We start from the raw sequence: 18,847 nt of genomic DNA, 5'->3' as shown, positions 1-18,847 counted from the left end.
ATCATGCAGTCGCCCGTCCTGCCGCCGGTCGAGCGCGCGTTCGCCCGCCGCGTGGCACCCGCCGAGGCGCTCGCCGGCGACGCGGCGCGCATCGCGCGGGCCTGCTACGCGATGGCCGTCCGCTTCCACCGCGGCGGAAAGCTGATCGTCTTCGGCAACGGCGGCCCGGCGACGGACGCCCAGCACGTGGTGGTGGAGTTCGTCCACCCGGTCATCGTGGGCAAGCGGGCGCTGCCCGCCATCTCGTTGACCAGCGACGCCGCCACCCTCACCGGGATCGCCCGGGCCGAGGGCTTCGACGAGGTCTTCGCGGCGCAACTGCGCCTGCTCGCCGCCCCGGAGGACATCGCGCTCGGCCTGTCCGTCGACGGCCGGTGCGCCAATGTCCGGCGGGGCCTGGCGGCGGCCCGCGACCTCGGTCTCCTCACCGTCGGCCTGCTCGGCGGCGACGGGGGCGACCTCGCCCGGGACGCCGTCGCCGATCATGTCGTCGTCGCCCGCTCCGAGGACCCGTGCATCGTCAAGGAGGTGCACGTGACGATCTATCACATCCTGTGGGAGTTGGTGCACGTGTTCTTCGAGCAGCCTGGACTGCTGGAGCCGGAGGCCGTCCGGTGAGCCCGCGGCCGGCGCCCGCGACCCGGGCCGTACCGGAGTGCCACGACGACGTGTGCATCACCTGTTCGGACGCGGCGGTGGCCGTCCGGGTGCGGGAGCTCAGGGCCGGCGGGCTGGCCGTGGTCGACACCGACGCCGGACCGGAGGAGGTCAGCGTGGCCCTCGTGGAGGCGGAACCGGGTGACGTCGTGCTGGTCCACGCCAAGGAGGCCATCGCCGTCGTGGAGAAGCGATCGTGAGCGCCCGGGTCGAGGGCGCCGTCGGAGCCCTGTACCCGTTCCTCGACACCCGGCCGACCGACGTGGACGCCGTACTCGCCGCGGTCGCGAGGTCCACCGCGGACAAGGCGGCCGAGATCGTCGCCCTCCGCCAGTCCCTGGTCGCCGAGCACGGGCAGCGGCTGCTCGACTGCGCCCGGCAGTGCGCCGCGGCCTTCCGGGCCGGCGGCACGCTGTTCGCCTTCGGCAACGGCGGCAGCAGCACCGACGCGCAGGACGTCGCCCAACTGTTCCTGCACCCGCCGAAGGCCGCCCGCCCGTTGCCGGCCATCTCGCTGACCCACGATGTCGCCGTCATCACGGCGCTCTCCAACGACGTCGGGTTCGAGGTGGTCTTCGCCCGGCAGGTGGCGGCGTTCGGCCGGGCCGGGGACATCGCGGTGGGACTGTCCACCAGCGGCGGGTCGAACAACGTCCTGCGGGCGTTCGAGGAGGCGGCCCGGCGCGGCATGCTCACCGTCGGGTTCGCCGGCTACGACGGCGGCCGGATGGCCGAATCCGAGTTCATCGACCACCTCTTCGTGGTGCCGTCGGCCTCCGTGCACCGGGTCCAGGAGGCGCAGACGACCGTCTACCACGTGCTCTGGGAACTCACCCAGCAGGCGCTGGCCGAGCCGAACTGACCGGTCACCGTGGAGCTGACCAGCGTGCGACGGGTGCACGTCCGCGTCGAGGGCATCGTGCAGGGGGTCGGGTTCCGGCCGTTCGTGCACGCGCTGGCCACCGAGTACGAGCTGGCCGGATTCGTCGGCAACGACAGCGCGGGCGTCTTCGTCGAGGTCGAAGGCGACGGCGACCGGCTGACCGCCTTCGTGGCCGACCTCAGCCGGCGGGCACCGGCACTCGCCCAGGTCGAACGGCTCACCACCGACGCGCTCCCGCCGACCGGCCGGCCCGGTTTCGCCATCGTCACCAGCGTCACCGGCGCGGGCCGGGAGGCCCTCATCTCCCCGGATACCGCCACCTGCCCGGACTGCCTCGGGGAGCTGTCCGATCCGGCCGACCGGCGGCACGACTACCCGTTCACGAACTGCACCAACTGCGGCCCACGGTTCACCATCGTCGAGGACGTCCCGTACGACCGGCGGACCATCACGATGGCCGAGTTCCCGCTCTGCGCCGACTGCGCCGCCGAGTACGCCGACCCGAAGAACCGCCGCTTCCACGCCGAGCCGGTGTGCTGCCCCGCGTGCGGCCCGGCCCTGCGGCTCGTCACCGCCGACGGCGCCCCGGTCGCCGGCGAACCCCTGGACACGGCCGTACGGTGGCTGCGGGACGGGCACGTCGTCGCGGTCAAGGGCCTCGGCGGCTACCACCTGGCCGTCCGGGCCGACGACGACCGGGCCGTCTCGACGCTGCGCGCCCGCAAGCACCGCGAGGAGAAGCCGTTCGCCGTGATGGCCGACGGCCTGGGCTCGGCGCGCGTCCTCGCCGACGTCACGGCGGCGGCCGAGCCGGTGCTCACCGGCGCCCGCCGGCCCGTGGTGCTGCTGCCCCGCCGCGCCGACGCCCCGGTCGCGCACTCGGTGGCCCCGGGCAACCGCGAGCTGGGGATCATGCTGCCGTACACGCCGCTGCACCACTTGCTGCTCGGGCGCCTCGGCATGCCGATCGTCCTGACCAGCGGCAACGTGTCCGACGAGCCGATCGCCCACCGCGACGACGACGCCCGCCGGCGGCTGGCGCGGATCGCCGACGGCTTCCTGGTCCACGACCGGCGGATACACGTCCGCACCGACGACTCGGTGGTGCGCGTCTTCCGGGGCCGGGAGCTGCCGATCCGCCGCTCCCGTGGCTACGTGCCCGCGCCGATCACCCTGCCCTGGCCGTTCCCGCGCCCGGTCCTCGCGTGCGGCGCGGAGCTGAAGAACACGTTCTGCGTGGCCAAGGGACGGCGCGCGTTCGTGTCGCACCACGTCGGCGACCTCGAGAACTACGAGACGCTGCGGGCGTTCACCGACGGCATCGCGCACTTCACCCGGCTCTTCGACGTGCGGCCGGAGATCGTCGCCCACGACCTGCATCCCGAATACCTCTCCACCAAGTACGCCCTCCAGCGCGACGACGTCGAGCTGCTCGGCGTCCAGCACCACCACGCCCACATCGCGTCCTGCCTGGCCGACAACGGCGAACCCGGACCGGTGATCGGCGTCGCCTTCGACGGCCTCGGATTCGGCCCGGACGGCACCCTCTGGGGCGGTGAGCTGCTCGTCGCGGACCTGACCGGGTTCGAGCGGGCCGGCCACCTGGGCGCCGTGCCGATGCCGGGCGGGGCCGCGGCGGTACACGAACCGTGGCGGATGGCCGCGTCCTATCTCGACGACATCTACGGCGACGCCGTCCCGGACCTGCCGCTGCGGCGCCGGCACGACCGGCACTGGCCCGCCATCGTGGCGCTGGCGCGGCGCGGGACGAACTCGCCGCGTACCTCCAGCGCGGGCCGGCTGTTCGACGCCGTCGCGGCGCTGCTCGGCCTCCACGACCGCGTCACGTACGAGGGGCAGGCCGCGATCGCCCTGGAGCAGCGGGCCGATCGCGACGAGCGCGGCGGCTACCGGGTCGAGGCCGCGGGCCCGGTCCCGCTCCTGCACGCCGGGCGCGGACTGGTGCGGTGCGTCGTCGACGACCTGCTCGCCGGGGTCGACCCCGGCCGGATCGCCGCGCGCTTCCACCACGGCCTGGCCGACGCCGTGGTCCGGGCGGCGGGCGCCGTCCGGGAGCGCACCGGCCTCGACACGGTCGCGCTCTCCGGCGGGGTCTTCCAGAACGTGCTGCTGCTCGACCGGGTGGTGAGCGGGCTCGAACAGGACGCCTTCCGGGTGCTCGTGCACTCGCGGGTGCCGCCCAACGACGGCGGCATCTCCCTGGGTCAGGCCGCGGTGGCCGCAGCCCGGGCGACCTCCGCCGCCTGACCGGGAACCGCGCTCAGCAGATGCGGGGGAGCGGGTCCCCGACCAGCATGTCGACCACCCGGGTGCCGCCGAACGCCGTGTGCAGCAGCACCATCCCGGGCGGGTCGGCGGTGACCCGGCCGATCACCGCCGCGCCGTCGCCGAGCGGATGGCCGCGCAGCGCCGCCACGGCGGCCTCCGCCTGCGTGCCGTCCACCACGGCCACGAGGCGTCCCTCGCACGCCACGTACAGCGGGTCGATGCCGAGCAGTTCGCACGCGCCGGTGACGGCGGGACGCACGGGCACCGCGGCCTCGTCGACGACCACGGCGACCTGCGCCGCCTGCGCCACCTCGTTGAGGATGGTCGCCACGCCGCCCCGGGTGGCATCGCGCAGCAGCCGCACACCAGGGGCCGCGTCCAGCAGAGCGTCCACCAGCCCGTGCAGCGCGGCGGTGTCCGAGGCCAGGTCGGCGGCGAGGTCCAGCTCACCGCGGGCGAGCATGATGGTCACCCCGTGGTCGCCGATCGGCCCGGACACGATGATCGCGTCGCCCGGGCGGACCTGCGCGGTGCCCAGGGCCACCGGCCGCTCCAGCACGCCGACGCCGGCCGTGTTGAGGTAGCAGCCGTCGGCCTTGCCCCGCTGCACCACCTTCGTGTCGCCGGTGACCACCTGGACCCCGGCGCGCTCCGCCGCCGCGGCCATCGAGGCGACGATCCGCCGCAGGTCGGCGACGGGGAAGCCCTCCTCCAGGATGAACCCGGCCGACAGGTACAGCGGCCGGGCGCCGCTGACGGCGAGGTCGTTGACGGTGCCGTTGACGGCGAGATCGCCGATGTCACCGCCCGGGAAGAACAGCGGCGACACCACGTACGAGTCGGTGGTGAGGACCAGCCGGCTGCCGCCCACGGCGAGCACCGCGCCGTCATCGAGCTCCTCCAGCACCGGGTTCCGGAACGCCTCGACGAACACCCCCTCGATCAGGCTGTGCGTCGCCTTCCCGCCCGCCCCGTGAGCGAGCGTGATCCGGCTCTCCCTGATCTTCGGCGCGCGCTGCCGGGCCCGCTCGATGCGCTTGAGCACCTGCTGCTCCGGCGACAGCCGCCCCGGCTCGGGCTCGGACGCCGCCTCGGCCTCGGCCACCGCGCGCTCGGCCCAGCCGGCGGTGCGTTCCGTCGTCATACCCGCGTCGCCTCCGTCAGCCGCTGCCGCGTGAAGCGGCCGAAGTTGTAGTACGCCGCGCACGCGCCCTCCGAGGAGACCATGCACGTGCCGATGGGCGTCTCCGGTGTGCACGCGGTGCCGAACACCTTGCACTCCCACGGCTTGAGCACTCCCTTGAGCACCTCGCCGCACTGGCAGGCCTTCGGGTCGGCCACGCGGACCCCGGGCACGCCGAAGATCCGCTCGGCGTCGTACGCCGCGTACTCGTCGCGCATCCGCAGCGCCGAGTGCGAGATGAAACCGAGGCCACGCCACTCGAAGTACGGGCGCAGCTGCATGACCTGGCCGATCGCCTCCAGCGCCCGCAGGTTGCCGTCCCAGGGCACCACCCGCGTGTACTGGTTCTCCACCTCGCAGCGCCCCTCGGCGACCTGGGTGAGCAGCATGAAGACCGACTGCAGGAGGTCCAGGGGCTCGAACCCGGCGCACACCAGCGGCTTGCCGTAGTCGCGGGCGATGAACTCGTACGGCCGGCAGCCGATGACGGTGGAGACGTGTCCCGGGCCGAGGAATCCGTCCAGACGCAGGTCCGGCGAGTCGAGGATGGCCTTGATCGCCGGAAGGATGGTGACGTGGTTGCAGAAGACCGAGAAGTTGTCGATGCCCTCGGCGGCCGCCCGCAGCACGGTCATGGCGGTCGACGGCGAGGTGGTCTCGAACCCGATCGCCATGAACACGACCCTGCGGTCCGGGTTGGTCCGCGCGATCTTGAGGGCGTCCAGCGGCGAGTAGACCATGCGGATGTCCACACCGGCCGCCTTGGCGTCCAGGAAGGAGCCGTTGCCGCCCGGTACGCGCATCATGTCGCCGAACGCGGTCATGATGACGCCCGGCTCGTTCGCGATGGCGATGGCGTCGTCCACCCGGCCCATCGGGATGACACAGACCGGGCAGCCCGGCCCGTGCACCAGCGAGACGCTCTCCGGCAGGTAGTCCTCGATGCCGTGCTTGTAGATGGTGTGGGTGTGCCCGCCGCACACCTCCATGAACTTGTACTGCCGCCCCGGCTCGCACAACGCGGCGATCTGGGTCGCCAGCGCCTGGGCCTTGTCCGCGTCGCGGTACTCGTCAACGAAGCGCATCTGATCTTTTCCTAGGTGATGTCGGATTCGGCGAGCGCCTGAAGCTCGTCGGTGTAGGCCTGCCCGAGGCCGTTCAACATGGCCAACGTGGCGGCCGCCTCGGCCTCGTCGATCTTCGACATGGCGAAGCCGACGTGGACGAGCACCCAGTCGCCGATACCGATCTGGTCCGGGCCGAGCAGGCCGATGTTGATGGCCCGCCGGACACCCACGACGTCGACGATGGCCAGATCGTCGTGGCCCGCCTTGATCTCGACGATCTCGCCCGGGATCCCAAGGCACATCGAGCTACTCGTCCTCTCCGGTCACATCTTCTCGATCTTGATATAGCGCCGCAGCGCGGGGAGTTCCTTCCAGAACATCCCCACCACGGCCGCGCCGGCCAGCAGCACCAACAGCTTCCGCACAGCTCGTCTCCCTCGGGTCCACGCCGGGCCGGCTCAGCCGGGCGGCAGGTTCGGCATGATCGGCAGGATCGGGTCGTGCTTGTCGGGCCGGATGCCGGTCGAGCGGCGCGCGTCCACCGTCCCGTCGTCCTGATGGCCCGACTGCTTCCTCCGCCGCGAGTTGCCCTCCTCCACACCCTTGGTGTGCGCCGGGGCGTCGAGTTCGACATCGGGATCGCCCACCCGAATCTCGCCCATTCCCGCCTCCTCCATCAGTTGTCACCGGACGGCCGGTCGTGTCGCCGGCCCAGATCGTCGAAGAACCCGGAGATCTCCCGCCACACCGCGCTTCCTCCGGACATGCCCGTCCAGTGCCGGCGGATGAGCGCGACCAGCCGGAAGCACTCGTCGACCGGCACCACCCACTGCTGGCCGTCGCCGCGCCGCGGGCCCGTCCACACCAGGAACGCCTCGACCCGTGGCCTCAGCTCGGCCAGCGCGGGTGAGCGCGCCTCGACCGCCCGCCAGGCGCCGACGTCGACCTCCGACTCGGTGGTGCCGAGCGGGCTCGGGTAGTGCCCGAGCACGCGGCCGTCCCGCCGCTTCACGAAGAACACCAGACCGACCGGCACGCCCAGTTCGTCCGGGGACGGCCCGGTCAGCCGCCTGCCCCGGGTGGGCACCAGCTGGTATCGGCCGGCGGCGGCCGCCTCGCGTTCGAACAGCAGGGAGCACGGCGTGCAGGCGCACATCAGCTCCCCGTCCTGCTCGTCCCACACGTGCCGGTGTTCCGGGGCGACCGCCCCGGCGCACATGCCGCAGCGCTCGACCGTCGCCGCGCGCTGCCGCGCGCGGCGGATCGCCCGTTGCAGGGCGCCCGCCGTCACGCCGTTCCGTCCAGCGCCAGCGGCTCCGCGGCCTGCTCCGCCCCGCTCGTCGTCGCCTCCGCGGCCCGGTCCGGCCGCTGCCACAGGGCGGCGACCGGGATCAGCGCCGGAGCCGGCGCGGGCGCCGTCACGTCGACCGCGGACAGCTCCGGGGCGAACGTCAGCACCTGTTCCCGCACCAGGTCACCCAGCGCGGCTGCGCCGCACGAGCTCGCCGACAGGCTGATCCGCGCCACCTCGTCGTGGACACCGACCAACGCGATCTCGGCGCCCCGCGCGCGCAGCTGCGGCCGGAGGTCGTCGACCGCGCGCGCCACGCGCCCTTCCAGCGGATCCGGGTGGAGGCGGTGCAACAGCAGCAGGTGCCGCAGCAACTCGTCGTCGATGAGCCGGTCCAGCTCGCCGGCGCCCTCGCCGGCGAGATCGGTGATCCGGGCCAGCGCCTCGCCGTACACCTCGGTGAGGAGCTCGACCGCTTCCAGCGCCAGCTCGGCGGTGCGGCCGGGGGTCTGTTCGAGCTGGCCGAGCACGGCGTCCAGGCGGGCCAGCCGCGGCTCGACGGCGGCGTCGGCGAGCCGCGGGACGTCCGGCTGCTCAGCCATGGGACGCGCCGAACATCGGCGAGTGGATCTTCTTGAGGGTACGGCCGCCGCCGACGTACATGTGCACCCCGCACGGGAGGCAGGGGTCGAAGCTGCGCACCGCGCGCATGATGTCGACGCCCTTGAAGTTGTCCGGGCCGTTCTCCTCGAAGATCGGCGTGTTCTGGATGGCGTCCTCGTAGGGACCGGGCGTGCCGTAGCTGTCGCGGGGACTGCCGTTCCACGGCGTCGGCGGGTACGGGTGGTAGTTGGCGATCTTGCGGTCCCGGATCACGAGGTGGTGGGACAGCGTGCCGCGGACGGCCTCGTGGAAGCCGCAGCCGATGGCCTCGTCCGGGACGTCGAACTCGGCGAAGACCCGCATGTCGCCGCTTCGCATCCGCTCCATCGCCCGCTCCAGGAAGTACAGCGACATCGCCGCGGCGTACGCGATGAAGTAGGCCCGGGACCGGTCCCGCTCCAGCGCGTTCGACCAGCGCGGGATCTTCCACTCCAACGTCATCTCGGGCAGCTTCTGGCTCTTCGGCAGCGAGATCAGCACGCTGTTGCCGGTCGACTTGACGTACGGCGTGTCGACCATCTTGGCCAGCGCCGTGGTGTACAGGCGGGCGAAGCAGCCGCCCCCGGTGTCGAGCGCGAGGTGCTGCCCGCTGTTCTTGTCGAACCAGCGAGGGCTCATCACCCAGCTGTACCTGTCCTCGAAGTCGCGCTTGCCGGGGTCGGGGAGGGTGGTCTGGTTCCAGGGATGGCGGATGTCGACCGGGTTGCCGAGCGGGTCGTGGCTGACGAACGGCTCCTCCTCGCCGACCCAGTCCTTGTAGTACGAGCTGCCGAGCAGGATCCGGATGCCGAGGTTGATGTCGACCAGGTCGGTGGTGAGCAGCTTGCCGTCCACGACGATGCCGGGCGTGACGTGCATGGCCCGCCCCCAGTTCGACATGGTCTCGTAGCGGTAGTCGACGACGTCGGGGTTCTGGAACGCGCCCCAGCAGCCGAGCAGGACCCGCCGGCGGCCCACCTCCTCGTAGCCGGGCAGCGCCTCGTACCAGAAGTCGAAGATGTCGTCGTTCATGGCGACGGCCTTCTTGACGAAGTCCAGGATGCTGATCAACCGGCTCAGGTAGTCGGTGAACAGCGTCGGCTGGGGCATCGTGCCGACGCCACCGGGATAGACCGTCGACGGGTGGACGTGCCGGCCCTCCATGAGGCAGAACATCTCCCGGGTCGTCCGGCTGACCTTCAGCGCCTCCTTGTAGACCTCACCCTCGAACGGGTTGTACGCCCGCATGAGGTCGGCGATCGTGCGGTAGCCGTGGATGTCCCGGCCCGGGGCGGCGGTCTTCTCGGCGCGCGCCAGCACACTCGGGTTGGTCTGCTTGACCATCGCCTCGCAGAAGTCGACGAAGACGAGATTGTCCTGGAACAGGGTGTGGTCGAACATGTACTCGGCGGCCTCGCCGAGGTTGATGATCCACTCCGCCAGCGGCGGGGTCTTGATGCCGTAGGCCATGTTCTGCGCGTAGACCGAGCAGGTCGTGTGGTTGTCGCCGCAGATGCCGCAGATCCGGCTGGTGATGAAGCCGGCGTCGCGGGGGTCCTTCCCCTTCATGAACACCGAGTAGCCGCGGAACAGCGACGACGTGGTGTGGCATTCGGCGACCACGCGGTTCGCGAAGTCGATCTTCGTGTAGACGCCGAGATTGCCGATGATCCGGGTGATCGGATCCCACGCCATCTCCACCAGCTCGCCGGGCTTCTGGGCGGCGGCCGGCTTCGGTTTCGTCGCGGTCACGGTCTGTTCCTCTCGATTGCCGCCTGCCGGCGGGGATCCGCCGGGCCGTACGGGCGCCACCGCGGGTTGTAGCCGCTGGTCAGCTCCGGTCCGTTGTGGTGCCACTTCGGTTCCCGGTTGGCGGTGGCGTTGGTGATGCCGCGCAGGCGGCGGATCACCGCGCCGTACGGCTTGATGAGCAACGTGGACAGGCTGCCGCCGGGCGGCATGTCCATGAACGGCATGAACTTGTCGGGGAAGCCCGGCATCGTGCAGCCGATGCAGATGCCGCCGACGTTGGGGCAGCCCCCCACCCCGCCCATCCAGCCGCGCTTCGGCACGTTGCAGTTGATGACCGGCCCCCAGCAGCCGATCTTCACCTGGCACTTGGGCGAGTTGTAGTCCTTGGCGAAGTCGGCCTGCTCGTAGTAGGCGGCCCGGTCGCAGCCCTCGTGCACCGTCTTGCCGAACAGCCACTGCGGCCGCAGCATGTGGTCCAGCGGCGGGGGCGGCGCCGAGCCGGCGGCGTGGTAGAGCACCCAGGTCAGGGTCTCCATGAAGTTCTCCGGCTGGATCGGACAGCCGGGCACGTTGACGATCGGCAGGCCACCCTCGGAGCGGAAGTCCCACCCGAGGTAGTCGGCCAGGCCCATGCACCCCGTCGGGTTGCCCGCCATGGCGTGGATTCCGCCGTACGTCGCGCAGGTGCCGGCCGCGACGACCGCCCAGGCCTTGGGCGCCAGGTGGTCGATCCACCAGTTCAGGGTCAGCGGCTCGCCGGTCTTCTCGTCATTGCCGAACGAGGTCCAGTAGCCGTCGCCGTTGATGTTCTCGTTGGGGATCGAGCCCTCGATGACGAGGATGAACGGCTCGGTCATCTCCCCGCGGGCGGCCCGGCGGTACGGCGCCAGGAACTCCTCGCCACCGGCCGCCGGCGACAGCACCTTGTTGTGCAGGTTGACCTTCGGCAGCCCGGGAACGAGCCCGAGCACGATGTCCTCGATCGCCGGCTGACCGGACGCGGTCATCGACACGGAATCGCCGTCACAGCTCATGCCCTCGGAGATCCACAGGATGGTGATCTCGTCGAAGCCGTTCTCCCGGGGGATCACCGCGGTGTCGCGACTGCTCTGCGTCATGTCCTTGGCCTCCCTTGCATCCGATCCCGTAGCCGGTCGTAGATGGCCGCCACCGGCGCCGCGAGGGCCAGCGCGGGGGGCTCGTCGGGCGCGTGCGGGTGCGGGCGCGTCGGGGCCCGCTGCTTGCCCTGGTCGATCTCCTGGCCCAGTTCGCGGAGGGCCTGCTCGTCGGCCCGGCTGCACAGCAGCGGCATGAGCTCGTTCTCGTCGTCGCGCACGTGCCGGGCGACGGCGGACGCCAGCCGCTCCATCAGCCCGTCCTGTGCGCGGTCGCCCTCCCGGCAGCGGTCCAGGTCGAGGAGCAGCTCCTTGATGGGCCCGTGCCCGGCGAGGTGCCGGTCGACCTGCCCGTCGGCCAGCACCCGCGCGGCGAACGGGTAGAAGAGCACCTCCTCGAGCGCGGCGTGCTTCGACAGCTCGCGGACGAGGATCTCCACGACGCCACGCCGCTGAGCGTCCGACGCCGCCGCGTGGTAGTCCCGGAACAGCTGTTCCACCACGCGGTGGTCGTGCCGCAGCAGCTCGGTGGCGTCCATCAGACCGCTCCCATCGTGGGGCTGGCCAGCGTGATCGACTCCAGTACGACGTCGTCGCTGCCGCCTACCTCGATGTCGACGCCGCCGCACCGCGGGCAGGCCACCATCGCCAGGTGGTCGCGAATCGGCTCGCTGCGGCCGCACTGGTGGCACCGCACGGTCATGGGCTCCAGCACCAGGTCGACCGCGGAGTCCGCGACGACCGTGCCGGCCGCGGCCACCTGGATGCCCTGCGTGACGACGTCGGGGTCGATGGCGTGGCCGCCGATCCGGACCCGCAGGCCGGTGACGCGCCGCCCCGCGGCTCGGCGTACCGCCGCCGCCACGATCGCCTCGGACAGTCCGGTCTCATGCATCGGCGCCCACCCCCTCTCGGCTGCCGCTCGCCGCGGCCTTCCCGGCTGCTCGACCGGCGGTGAGCCGCGCGGCTTGCTCCCGTGCGATCCCGGCCACCATCCGGACCGCCTCGTCGATCGCGGCCGTCACCGGAGCGGACAGCCCCATGTGCTCGTCCAGGACGGCGGGCCGGCAGCCCACCACGAGCACCCGGCCGACCGTGCCGCCCAGGCTGCGCAGCAGCCGCAGCACCGACTCGGGATCCATGCCGTGGGCGTCGGCGACCGGCGCCTCCAGCACGTCGGCCGGGCGCAGTGTCCAGCCCGGGTCGTCGAGGTCCACCTGGATGACGGCCAATGTCCCGGGCGGCTCGTCCAGCGGCAACGCGTCCACCAGAACCAGCACGTGGTGGCGGCCGTCCAGCAGATCGTAGGCCAGATGCATGCCGCGAATGCCGTAATCGGACACATCCACGACCGGTGGGAGGACCTCGTCCCGGAGGCGCCGGACGACCTCGACGCCGAACCCGTCGTCGCCGAGGAAGATGTTGCCGATGCCGGCGACGAGGACCCGTCCGCCGTCGGGGTCGCTCACGGCGCCGCCACCTCTCCGGTCAACGGTTCCACCTCGTCCGGCCGGAAGTGGCGCAGCCGCCCGTACCACTGGTGCAGCTCCGCGCCCGGATCGTCGTCCACGGTCACCGCCAGGAACCGCGTGCCGTCCACGTCGAGCAGCACCTGCTCCACCCGGGCGGTCCGGCCCGCCAGGAACATGTCGTGCGCGTCCGTGCCGCGCCGCCGCGGTCGTAACCGGACGCGGCTGCCCGGCGCCAGCACCGTGCCCCCGACCAGGACCGTCCCGGTGTCCGGGTCGTCGGCCGCGTCGCTGCCGGGCGGGTCGGTGGCCGCGTCGCCGCCGCGGCGTACCGGCTCCAGGGCCCGGATCGCCCCGTGCAGGCGTTCGAGCACCTCGGGCGGCATCGTGTCGACCCGGTCGAGGATGGCGGCGGCCCGGGGGTCGGTGGCGCGGGCCTCCCGTTTCTCGGCGTCGGACAGCGTGAGGGTACGCAGCGAGAGGATCTCGTCGATCTCGGTCGCGTCGTGCAGGTCGCCGGGGCTCTCCGGCGCGATCCGCGGGTGGTCGTAGAGGATGATCGGCGACGAGAGGAGCACGTCGTCGCTGCCGGGCTCGCCGGCGAGCACCGGGAAGGTGTGCACGTTGCGGCACTCCCGCGCGGCGTGCGCCGCCCACTCGGGCGGGTCGAGCAGGGACAGGAACCGCCCCTGGTCGACGGTGGCAAGCGTGTGGGCGGCGAGCAGGCAGCGGGGCAACGCCTCGTCCCGCGGGCTGTCCGGCGCGGTCGTCCGGTCGGTGTTCTCGACCCGGATCTCCAGCCGCAGCAGGCGGAAGGGCGTCTCGCACGGCACGGCGGAGGCGGTGACCGAGGCGGACAACGGGCGCCGCCGCCGGACCACCCGCCCGACCGGCTCGCCCCGGCCGTCGATCAGCGGCTCGACGTCCTCCCCGCCCGGCACCCGGACGTCGAGGCGGCGGCCGTGCCGCAGGTCGGCGATCGACGCCTCGACGTCGAACTCCCGCGGCACCGCCTCGTCGAAGCTGAGCTCGGTGCGGCCGCCGACCTCGATCCGGTCGACCGGCCGGTACCCGCCGTCGGCCGTCCGGCTCTCGGTCACCTTCCGTTGCAGGTGCAGGAACCGCAGCCGGATCCGGACGCGCGCCGTGTCCGGCGCCTCCACCAGGCAGGCGGTCTGCTGCCACGGCGACTCCGCCGAACCGGCCACGCCGCCGTCGACCAGTCCGTGTGCCGCCGCCCAGGCCGGGGGCACCAGGACGCCGAACTGCCAGCGGACCCGGTTCTTGACCGACGAGCGCCGATAGGGATAGAGCAGGTAGCCCTCGTACAGGACGGCGTCCGCGACCGCCTCGGCGCCGTCGAGACGGGGGCTGTGGCGATCGGTCCGCACGGTGGTCGACCCCCTTCAGGGCAGGCAGGAACCGCTCGGCAAGCGGTCAACCCGGTCTACCCCGTCCCGTCGCGCGACCGTAAGTGCGCGCCGCCCCTAGGTGGCGAACGCACTCACCGGGCCGGGTGAACCGCCCGGTCCGGGCCCGGCCGAGGCGCCCCGGCGGACCGGCGGGCCGCCGGGAGGACCAGCGGCGTGCCGGTCTCCGGGTCCTCGATGATCCGGCAGGGCAGGCCGAACACCTCCTCGACCAGCTCGGTCGTGACGATCCGCCGCGGGTCCCCGGCGGCGACCACCCGACCGTCGCGCATGGCCACCAGGTGGGTGGCGTACCGGGCCGCCTGGTGCAGGTCGTGCAGCACCGCCACGAGCGTGCGGCCCTGCTCCTCGTGCAACCGGGCGCACAGGTCCAGCACCTCGACCTGGTGGGCGATGTCCAGGTAGGTGGTCGGCTCGTCGAGCAGCAGCAGCGGCGTCTGCTGGGCCAGCGCCATGGCGATCCAGACCCGCTGCCGCTGCCCGCCGGACAGCTCGTCGACCGGCCGGTCGGCCAGCTCCGCGACCCCGGTGTCGGCCATCGCCCGGTCGACCACCCGCTCGTCCTCGCGGGACCACTGCCGCAGCAGGCCCTGGTGCGGGTAGCGGCCGCGGGACACCAGCTCGGCCACCGTCAGCCCGTCCGGCGCCACCGCCGACTGCGGGAGCAGCCCGAGGGTACGGGCCACCTGCCGCGCGGGCCGGCGGTGGATGTCGGCGCCGTCGAGCAGCACCGTGCCCCGGGCCGGGCGCAGCAGCCGGGCCAGGGCGCGCAGCAGCGTCGACTTGCCGCACGCGTTCGGCCCGATGATCACGGTGAAGGAGCCGTCGGGGACGGCGACCGTGAGGTCCTCGGCGACGGTGCGCCGGTCGTAGCCGAGGGTCAGCGCCTCGCCGACCAGCCGGGTGGTGTCGGGCCGCACAGGAGTTCCCTTCTCGTCGGGGCCGGTCATCGCCGGCCCCCGCGTTCGCCGGCGAGCAGCCAGGCCAGGTAGCCGCCGCCCAGCACGCCGGTGACCACACCGACAGGCAGTTGCCGGCCGGCGACCGCGTGCTGGGCCAGCTGGTCGGCGGCGAGCAGCAGGGCCGCGCCGACGACCGCCGACGGCAGCAGGTTCGGCCCGGGCGCGCGGGTGAGCCGGCGGGCCAGGTGCGGCGCGGTCAGCGCCAGGAACGACACCGGCCCGGCGGCCGCCGCGGCCACCGACACCAGCAGCACGGCCGAGCCGAGCGCGGCGCCCCGGACGCGGCGCACCGGCACGCCGAGCCCGGCCGCCGAGTCGTCGCCCATCTCCAGCAGCCGCAGCGCGGGGGCGCGGGCGAGCAGCACGGCGGGCAGCAGCACCGCCAGCGCGCCGAGCACCGGCAACGCGTTCGCCCAGCCCCGGCCGTCCAGGCTGCCGGTGATCCAGAGCGCGGCGCGGGCGGCGTCCATCAGCGGGGCGCGGGTGAGCAGCCAGCCGTTGACGCCGGTGAGGATCGCGGTGAGGCCGATGCCCACCAGCACCAGCCGGTGCCCGCCCACGCCGTGCCGGCCGGCGAGGGCGTACAGCAGCAGGCCGGTGGCCAGGCCACCGGCGGCGGCCGACCCGGCCAGCACGGCGCTGCCGCCGCCGACGACCACCAGGATCAGCGCGCCGGTGGCCGCGCCGGAGGTCACCCCGAGCACGTCGGGGCTGCCCAGCGGGTTGCGCGTCAACGACTGGAACACCGCACCGGCCAGGCCGAGGGCGGCGCCGACCGCGAGGGCCGTGAGGAGCCGGGGCAGCCGCAGCTCGGTGACGATGAACCGGTCGGCGGGGTTGCCGCCGCCGGCCAGCACCCGCAGCACGTCGGCCGGGGCGATCGGATAGTCGCCGGCGCCGACGGCCAGCACGGCGAGGACGAGGGCGAGCAGCGTGCCGGCCAGACCGACGACGAGGGCGCGGGGACGCAGGCGCAGCGACAGCCCGCCGGGAAGGCGCAGCACGATCACCGCCGGCCCACCCGTCCGCGCCGGACCAGGTGCAGGAAGAGCGGCCCGCCGAGCACGGCGGTGACCAGTCCCACCTGCAGCTCGCCGGGGCGGCCCAGCACCCGGCCGGCCACGTCGGCGGTGAGCAGCAGCACCGGCGCGAACACCGCGCACCAGGGCAGCAGCCGGCGCGGGTCCGGACCGGTGAGGGCGCGCACCAGGTGCGGCGCGAGCAAACCGACGAAGACGATCGGCCCGCACGCGGCGGTGGCGGCCCCGCAGAGCAGCGTGACGGCGACGACCACCGCGCCGCGGACCAGGCCGGGCCGAGCGCCGAGCGCCCGGGCGGAGTCGTCACCGAGGGCCAGGGCGGCCAGCGGACGGGTCACCAGCAGGGCGATCAGCAGTCCGGCCAGGACGAACGGCAGCAGCCCCGGCACGGTGTCGGTACGCGCGCCGGCGAGCGAGCCGACGGTCCAGAACCGCATGCGTTCCAGCGAGGTGCTGTCGACCAGCATGAGGGCGCTCACGTAGGAGTAGAGGGCTGCGTTGAGTGCGGCGCCGGCCAGGGCCAGCCGGGCCGGGGTGGCCTGCCGGCCGCCGGCGATCGTGTGGACCGCGACGGTGACGACGGCGGCGCCGAGCAGCGCGTACCAGACCTGGCGGTCGAGGCCGGCGACGCCGAGCAGCACGGTGGCGGTGGCCACCGCGGCCGACGCGCCCGCGTTGATGCCGAGCAGGCCGGGGTCGGCGAGCGGGTTGCGGGTCAGCGTCTGCATGGCCGCCCCGGCGACGCCCAGCGCCGCGCCGGCGGCGAGGCCGAGCAGCGTCCGCGGCAACCGGCCCTGGTGCACGACGGCGTACTCGGGGGAGGCCGGGTCGGTGAGGCCGTGCCACACGTCGGCGAGGGGGAGCGGCTTCGCGCCGAGGGCGAGGCTGAGCAGGGTCACCGCGGCGAGCAGCAGCACGCCGAGGGCCAGCCCGCCGGCCCGGAGCCGACGGCGGCGCGGCGCCGGGGCGGTGACGACACCGCTTCGGGGTGGGGTGATGACGGACAGCGTGGACTCCGGGGGCGGGAAGGGCCTTGACAGCGACTTAGGTTAGGTTAACCTAACCCGGCTGTCCATGGTCATTCGCAGACCCGTACCGAAAGACATCGCCATGCCCGACATCGTGTCCAGCCGCCGGCTCTCCCGCCGTGGCCTCCTCGCCGCCGCCGGCGCCGCCGGCCTCGGCGCCCTCCTCGCCGGCTGCGGCAAGGACGGCGGCGACGCCGCCACCAGCGCCGGTCCGACCGGCGGCCCCTGGTCGTTCACCGACGACCGGCAGGAGAAGCTCGGCGCCGCCGCCCGGCCGTCCCGGATCGTCGCGTTCACCGGGGTGGCCGCCGCCCTGGTCGACTTCGGACTCGACAAGCAGATCGTCGGGGTGTTCGGCGAGACGAGGAAGGCCGACGGCAGCAAGGAGCCGCAGGCCGGCGACCTGAACGTCGAGCAGGTCGAGATCCTCGGCAACGCCTGGGGCGAGTTCAACCTGGAGAAGTACGCCGGCCTCCGCCCCGACCTGCTGGTCACCCACATGTACGACCCGGGCGCGCTCTGGTACGTACCGGACGAGAGCAAGGCGAAGATCCTCCCGCTGGCGCCCAGCGTCGCCATCACCACGGCCCGCGTGCCGATGACCAGGCCCATCGAGCGGTACGCCGAACTCGCCGGCTCCCTCGGCGCCGACCTCACCGCGAAGAAGGTCACCGACGCGAAGGCCCGGTTCACCGCCGCCGCCGACGCGGTGCGCCAGGCGGTCAAGGCGAACCCGGGCATCAGGGTGATGGCGGCCTCCGGCAGCCCCGACCTGTTCTACGTCTCCAACCCGAAGGTCAGCACCGACCTCATGTACTTCGCCGAACTCGGCGTCGACATCGTCGTGCCGACCAAGCTCGAACAGGGCGACTACTTCGAGGCGCTGAGCTGGGAGAACACCGGCAAGTTCCCGGCCGACCTGATCCTGCTCGACAACCGGCCCACCGCCCTGCAGCCGAAGGACCTCGCCGCCAAGCCCACGTGGGCGCAACTGCCCGCGGTCAAGGCCGGCCAGGTCACGCCGTGGGACGCGGTGCCCCGCTTCTCGTACGCCGGCGCCGCCCCGCTGCTGGAGAACCTGGCCACCGCCATCCGGGGCGCGAAGAAGGTCACGGCGTGACCAGCGCCGTCGCCCTGCGGTACCGGTTCTACGCCGCCCGGGTGACCGCCACCCGGGCGGTGGGCGACTGCCTGGTCCGGGTTACCCTCGGCGGCGACGACCTCGGCGAGTTCGCCGGTGGCGGCCGGGACCAGAGCGTCTCGGTCTTCCTGCCGCACCCCGGCCAGGACGCCCCGGTCGTCCCTGTCGAGGCGGGGGAGGACTGGTACGCGGCCTGGCGGGCCCTGGACCCCGCCGTGCGGGCGGTGATGCGCTCCTACACGATCCGTGCCCAGCGCCCCGAACTCGGCGAACTGGACATCGACTTCGTCCGCCACGGCGACACCGGCCCGGCCACCCGCTGGGCCGGCCGGGCCCGCCCCGGTGATCGGGTGCTGCTGCTCGGCCCGGCCGTGCCCGACGAGCGCACGGTCCGCTTCCAGCCGCCCACCGGCGCCGACTCCGTGCTGCTGGTCGCCGACGAGACCGCGCTGCCGGCCGTCGGCGGGATCCTCGACTGGCTGCCCGCTGGCACTCCGGTCCGGGCCTTCGTCGAGGTCCCCACGGCCGCCGACATCCAGCCGCTGCCCAGCGCCGCCCGCGCCGAGGTGACCTGGCTGGTCCGCGGCGCCACCACGCCGGGCAGCAGCCTGCTGGCCGACACGCTGCGCGCCGCCCGGCTGCCCGGCGCCGCACCGTACGCCTGGATCGCCGGCGAGGCCGGCATGGTCCGGGCGGTCCGCCGGCACCTGGTCGCCGAGCGCGGCCTGGACCGCCGCCGGGTCACCTTCGCCGGCTACTGGCGGCGCGGCGCGTCGGAGGAGGACCTCCGGGCCGAGGCCGCGAGCGCCTGACCGCCGCCGGGACTACCGGAGCGCGGCCGGGGTAGAGGAGGGCGTGACCGCGCCCGGGCCGTGCCGCCGGTGGCGCCCGGACGGCC

Annotated in this window: 21 protein-coding genes; 6 read left to right on the top strand and 15 right to left on the bottom strand. The window is 73.4% G+C overall.

The window, feature by feature from the left end; all coding sequences use genetic code 11:
* The first annotated feature begins 3 nt into the window (after positions 1-3).
* Genes ABZW14_RS08505 through hypF form a run of 4 tightly spaced genes read left to right on the top strand, consistent with a single transcriptional unit; the run spans position 4 to position 3,808 of the window.
* Positions 4-618 carry an SIS domain-containing protein gene (locus ABZW14_RS08505; RefSeq protein ID WP_355341907.1) on the top strand — a complete coding sequence of 205 codons (615 nt, stop codon included), beginning with the start codon at positions 4-6 and terminating at the stop codon, positions 616-618.
* A complete protein-coding gene (locus tag ABZW14_RS08500; RefSeq protein ID WP_355341904.1) occupies positions 615-857 on the top strand; it encodes a HypC/HybG/HupF family hydrogenase formation chaperone in 243 nt (80 codons plus the stop codon). Before ABZW14_RS08505 ends, ABZW14_RS08500 begins: the two co-directional genes overlap by 4 nt.
* Positions 854-1,519 (top strand): SIS domain-containing protein, encoded by a 666-nt coding sequence (locus ABZW14_RS08495; protein WP_355341901.1) that lies wholly within the window; start codon positions 854-856, stop codon positions 1,517-1,519. The genes ABZW14_RS08500 and ABZW14_RS08495 overlap by 4 nt, the downstream gene beginning before the upstream one ends.
* 24 nt (positions 1,520-1,543) lie before the next feature.
* The gene (hypF, locus tag ABZW14_RS08490; RefSeq protein WP_355341898.1) at positions 1,544-3,808 is read left to right on the top strand and encodes a carbamoyltransferase HypF; all 2,265 of its coding nucleotides are present in this window, start codon (positions 1,544-1,546) and stop codon (positions 3,806-3,808) included.
* 13 nt (positions 3,809-3,821) lie between these two features.
* Here the strand turns inward: hypF and hypE are convergent, their stop codons facing one another.
* The 15 genes from hypE to ABZW14_RS08415 all read right to left on the bottom strand — a co-directional run bounded on the left by hypE (position 3,822) and on the right by ABZW14_RS08415 (position 16,697).
* The gene (gene hypE, locus ABZW14_RS08485) at positions 3,822-4,973 is read right to left on the bottom strand and encodes a hydrogenase expression/formation protein HypE (RefSeq protein WP_355341895.1); all 1,152 of its coding nucleotides are present in this window, start codon (positions 4,971-4,973) and stop codon (positions 3,822-3,824) included.
* On the bottom strand, positions 4,970-6,097 hold the full coding sequence (gene hypD / locus ABZW14_RS08480) for a hydrogenase formation protein HypD (RefSeq protein ID WP_355341892.1): 1,128 nt from the start codon (positions 6,095-6,097) through the stop codon (positions 4,970-4,972). Before hypD ends, hypE begins: the two co-directional genes overlap by 4 nt.
* A gap of 11 nt (positions 6,098-6,108) precedes the next feature.
* Entirely contained in the window at positions 6,109-6,381 is a 273-nt protein-coding gene (locus ABZW14_RS08475) for a HypC/HybG/HupF family hydrogenase formation chaperone (RefSeq protein WP_355341889.1), read from the bottom strand.
* 156 nt (positions 6,382-6,537) lie between these two features.
* Positions 6,538-6,756, bottom strand: a complete 219-nt coding sequence (locus ABZW14_RS08470; RefSeq protein ID WP_355341886.1) for a hypothetical protein — start codon at positions 6,754-6,756, stop codon at positions 6,538-6,540.
* On the bottom strand, positions 6,756-7,370 hold the full coding sequence (locus ABZW14_RS08465) for a DUF5947 family protein (RefSeq protein WP_355341883.1): 615 nt from the start codon (positions 7,368-7,370) through the stop codon (positions 6,756-6,758). The genes ABZW14_RS08470 and ABZW14_RS08465 overlap by 1 nt, the downstream gene beginning before the upstream one ends.
* Positions 7,367-7,972, bottom strand: a complete 606-nt coding sequence (locus ABZW14_RS08460; protein WP_355341880.1) for a hypothetical protein — start codon at positions 7,970-7,972, stop codon at positions 7,367-7,369. Before ABZW14_RS08460 ends, ABZW14_RS08465 begins: the two co-directional genes overlap by 4 nt.
* Complete coding sequence (locus tag ABZW14_RS08455; protein ID WP_355341877.1) at positions 7,965-9,764, bottom strand: nickel-dependent hydrogenase large subunit; 1,800 nt, start codon at positions 9,762-9,764, stop codon at positions 7,965-7,967. Before ABZW14_RS08455 ends, ABZW14_RS08460 begins: the two co-directional genes overlap by 8 nt.
* Positions 9,761-10,882, bottom strand: a complete 1,122-nt coding sequence (locus tag ABZW14_RS08450; protein WP_355341874.1) for a hydrogenase expression protein HypE — start codon at positions 10,880-10,882, stop codon at positions 9,761-9,763. Before ABZW14_RS08450 ends, ABZW14_RS08455 begins: the two co-directional genes overlap by 4 nt.
* A complete protein-coding gene (locus ABZW14_RS08445; protein ID WP_355341871.1) occupies positions 10,879-11,418 on the bottom strand; it encodes a hemerythrin domain-containing protein in 540 nt (179 codons plus the stop codon). Before ABZW14_RS08445 ends, ABZW14_RS08450 begins: the two co-directional genes overlap by 4 nt.
* Positions 11,418-11,774 (bottom strand): hydrogenase maturation nickel metallochaperone HypA, encoded by a 357-nt coding sequence (locus ABZW14_RS08440; RefSeq protein ID WP_355341868.1) that lies wholly within the window; start codon positions 11,772-11,774, stop codon positions 11,418-11,420. The genes ABZW14_RS08445 and ABZW14_RS08440 overlap by 1 nt, the downstream gene beginning before the upstream one ends.
* Complete coding sequence (locus ABZW14_RS08435; protein WP_355341865.1) at positions 11,767-12,348, bottom strand: hydrogenase maturation protease; 582 nt, start codon at positions 12,346-12,348, stop codon at positions 11,767-11,769. The genes ABZW14_RS08440 and ABZW14_RS08435 overlap by 8 nt, the downstream gene beginning before the upstream one ends.
* Complete coding sequence (locus ABZW14_RS08430; RefSeq protein WP_355341862.1) at positions 12,345-13,739, bottom strand: hypothetical protein; 1,395 nt, start codon at positions 13,737-13,739, stop codon at positions 12,345-12,347. Before ABZW14_RS08430 ends, ABZW14_RS08435 begins: the two co-directional genes overlap by 4 nt.
* A 113-nt stretch (positions 13,740-13,852) precedes the next feature.
* Entirely contained in the window at positions 13,853-14,728 is an 876-nt protein-coding gene (locus tag ABZW14_RS08425) for an ABC transporter ATP-binding protein (RefSeq protein ID WP_355341859.1), read from the bottom strand.
* Positions 14,725-15,750 carry an iron chelate uptake ABC transporter family permease subunit gene (locus ABZW14_RS08420; protein WP_355341856.1) on the bottom strand — a complete coding sequence of 342 codons (1,026 nt, stop codon included), beginning with the start codon at positions 15,748-15,750 and terminating at the stop codon, positions 14,725-14,727. The genes ABZW14_RS08425 and ABZW14_RS08420 overlap by 4 nt, the downstream gene beginning before the upstream one ends.
* Positions 15,747-16,697: an iron ABC transporter permease gene (locus ABZW14_RS08415; protein ID WP_355341854.1), complete on the bottom strand. Its 951-nt coding sequence runs from the start codon at positions 16,695-16,697 to the stop codon at positions 15,747-15,749. Before ABZW14_RS08415 ends, ABZW14_RS08420 begins: the two co-directional genes overlap by 4 nt.
* 193 nt (positions 16,698-16,890) lie before the next feature.
* Between ABZW14_RS08415 and ABZW14_RS08410 the strand changes: the two genes are divergently transcribed.
* Complete coding sequence (locus ABZW14_RS08410) at positions 16,891-17,928, top strand: ABC transporter substrate-binding protein (protein WP_355341851.1); 1,038 nt, start codon at positions 16,891-16,893, stop codon at positions 17,926-17,928.
* Positions 17,925-18,761: a siderophore-interacting protein gene (locus ABZW14_RS08405; RefSeq protein WP_355341848.1), complete on the top strand. Its 837-nt coding sequence runs from the start codon at positions 17,925-17,927 to the stop codon at positions 18,759-18,761. Before ABZW14_RS08410 ends, ABZW14_RS08405 begins: the two co-directional genes overlap by 4 nt.
* The last annotated feature ends 86 nt before the right edge of the window (positions 18,762-18,847 follow it).

This window comes from Micromonospora sp. NPDC004551 (assembly GCF_040609975.1).
Taxonomy (GTDB): domain Bacteria; phylum Actinomycetota; class Actinomycetes; order Mycobacteriales; family Micromonosporaceae; genus Micromonospora.
This window is presented reverse-complemented; position numbering and strand designations above follow the sequence as displayed.

Excerpts from the sequence above, each read along its gene's own strand:
- hypE (WP_355341895.1), bottom strand. The coding sequence starts at position 4,973 with ATGACGACGGAACGCACCGCCGGCTGGGCCGAGCGCGCGGTGGCCGAG.
- ABZW14_RS08450 (WP_355341874.1), bottom strand. The coding sequence starts at position 10,882 with ATGACGCAGAGCAGTCGCGACACCGCGGTGATCCCCCGGGAGAACGGC.
- hypD (WP_355341892.1), bottom strand. The coding sequence starts at position 6,097 with ATGCGCTTCGTTGACGAGTACCGCGACGCGGACAAGGCCCAGGCGCTG.
- ABZW14_RS08445 (WP_355341871.1), bottom strand. The coding sequence starts at position 11,418 with ATGGACGCCACCGAGCTGCTGCGGCACGACCACCGCGTGGTGGAACAG.
- ABZW14_RS08470 (WP_355341886.1), bottom strand. The coding sequence starts at position 6,756 with ATGGAGGAGGCGGGAATGGGCGAGATTCGGGTGGGCGATCCCGATGTC.
- ABZW14_RS08425 (WP_355341859.1), bottom strand. The coding sequence starts at position 14,728 with ATGACCGGCCCCGACGAGAAGGGAACTCCTGTGCGGCCCGACACCACC.
- ABZW14_RS08410 (WP_355341851.1), top strand. The coding sequence starts at position 16,891 with ATGCCCGACATCGTGTCCAGCCGCCGGCTCTCCCGCCGTGGCCTCCTC.
- ABZW14_RS08440 (WP_355341868.1), bottom strand. The coding sequence starts at position 11,774 with ATGCATGAGACCGGACTGTCCGAGGCGATCGTGGCGGCGGCGGTACGC.
- ABZW14_RS08460 (WP_355341880.1), bottom strand. The coding sequence starts at position 7,972 with ATGGCTGAGCAGCCGGACGTCCCGCGGCTCGCCGACGCCGCCGTCGAG.
- ABZW14_RS08505 (WP_355341907.1), top strand. The coding sequence starts at position 4 with ATGCAGTCGCCCGTCCTGCCGCCGGTCGAGCGCGCGTTCGCCCGCCGC.
- ABZW14_RS08475 (WP_355341889.1), bottom strand. The coding sequence starts at position 6,381 with ATGTGCCTTGGGATCCCGGGCGAGATCGTCGAGATCAAGGCGGGCCAC.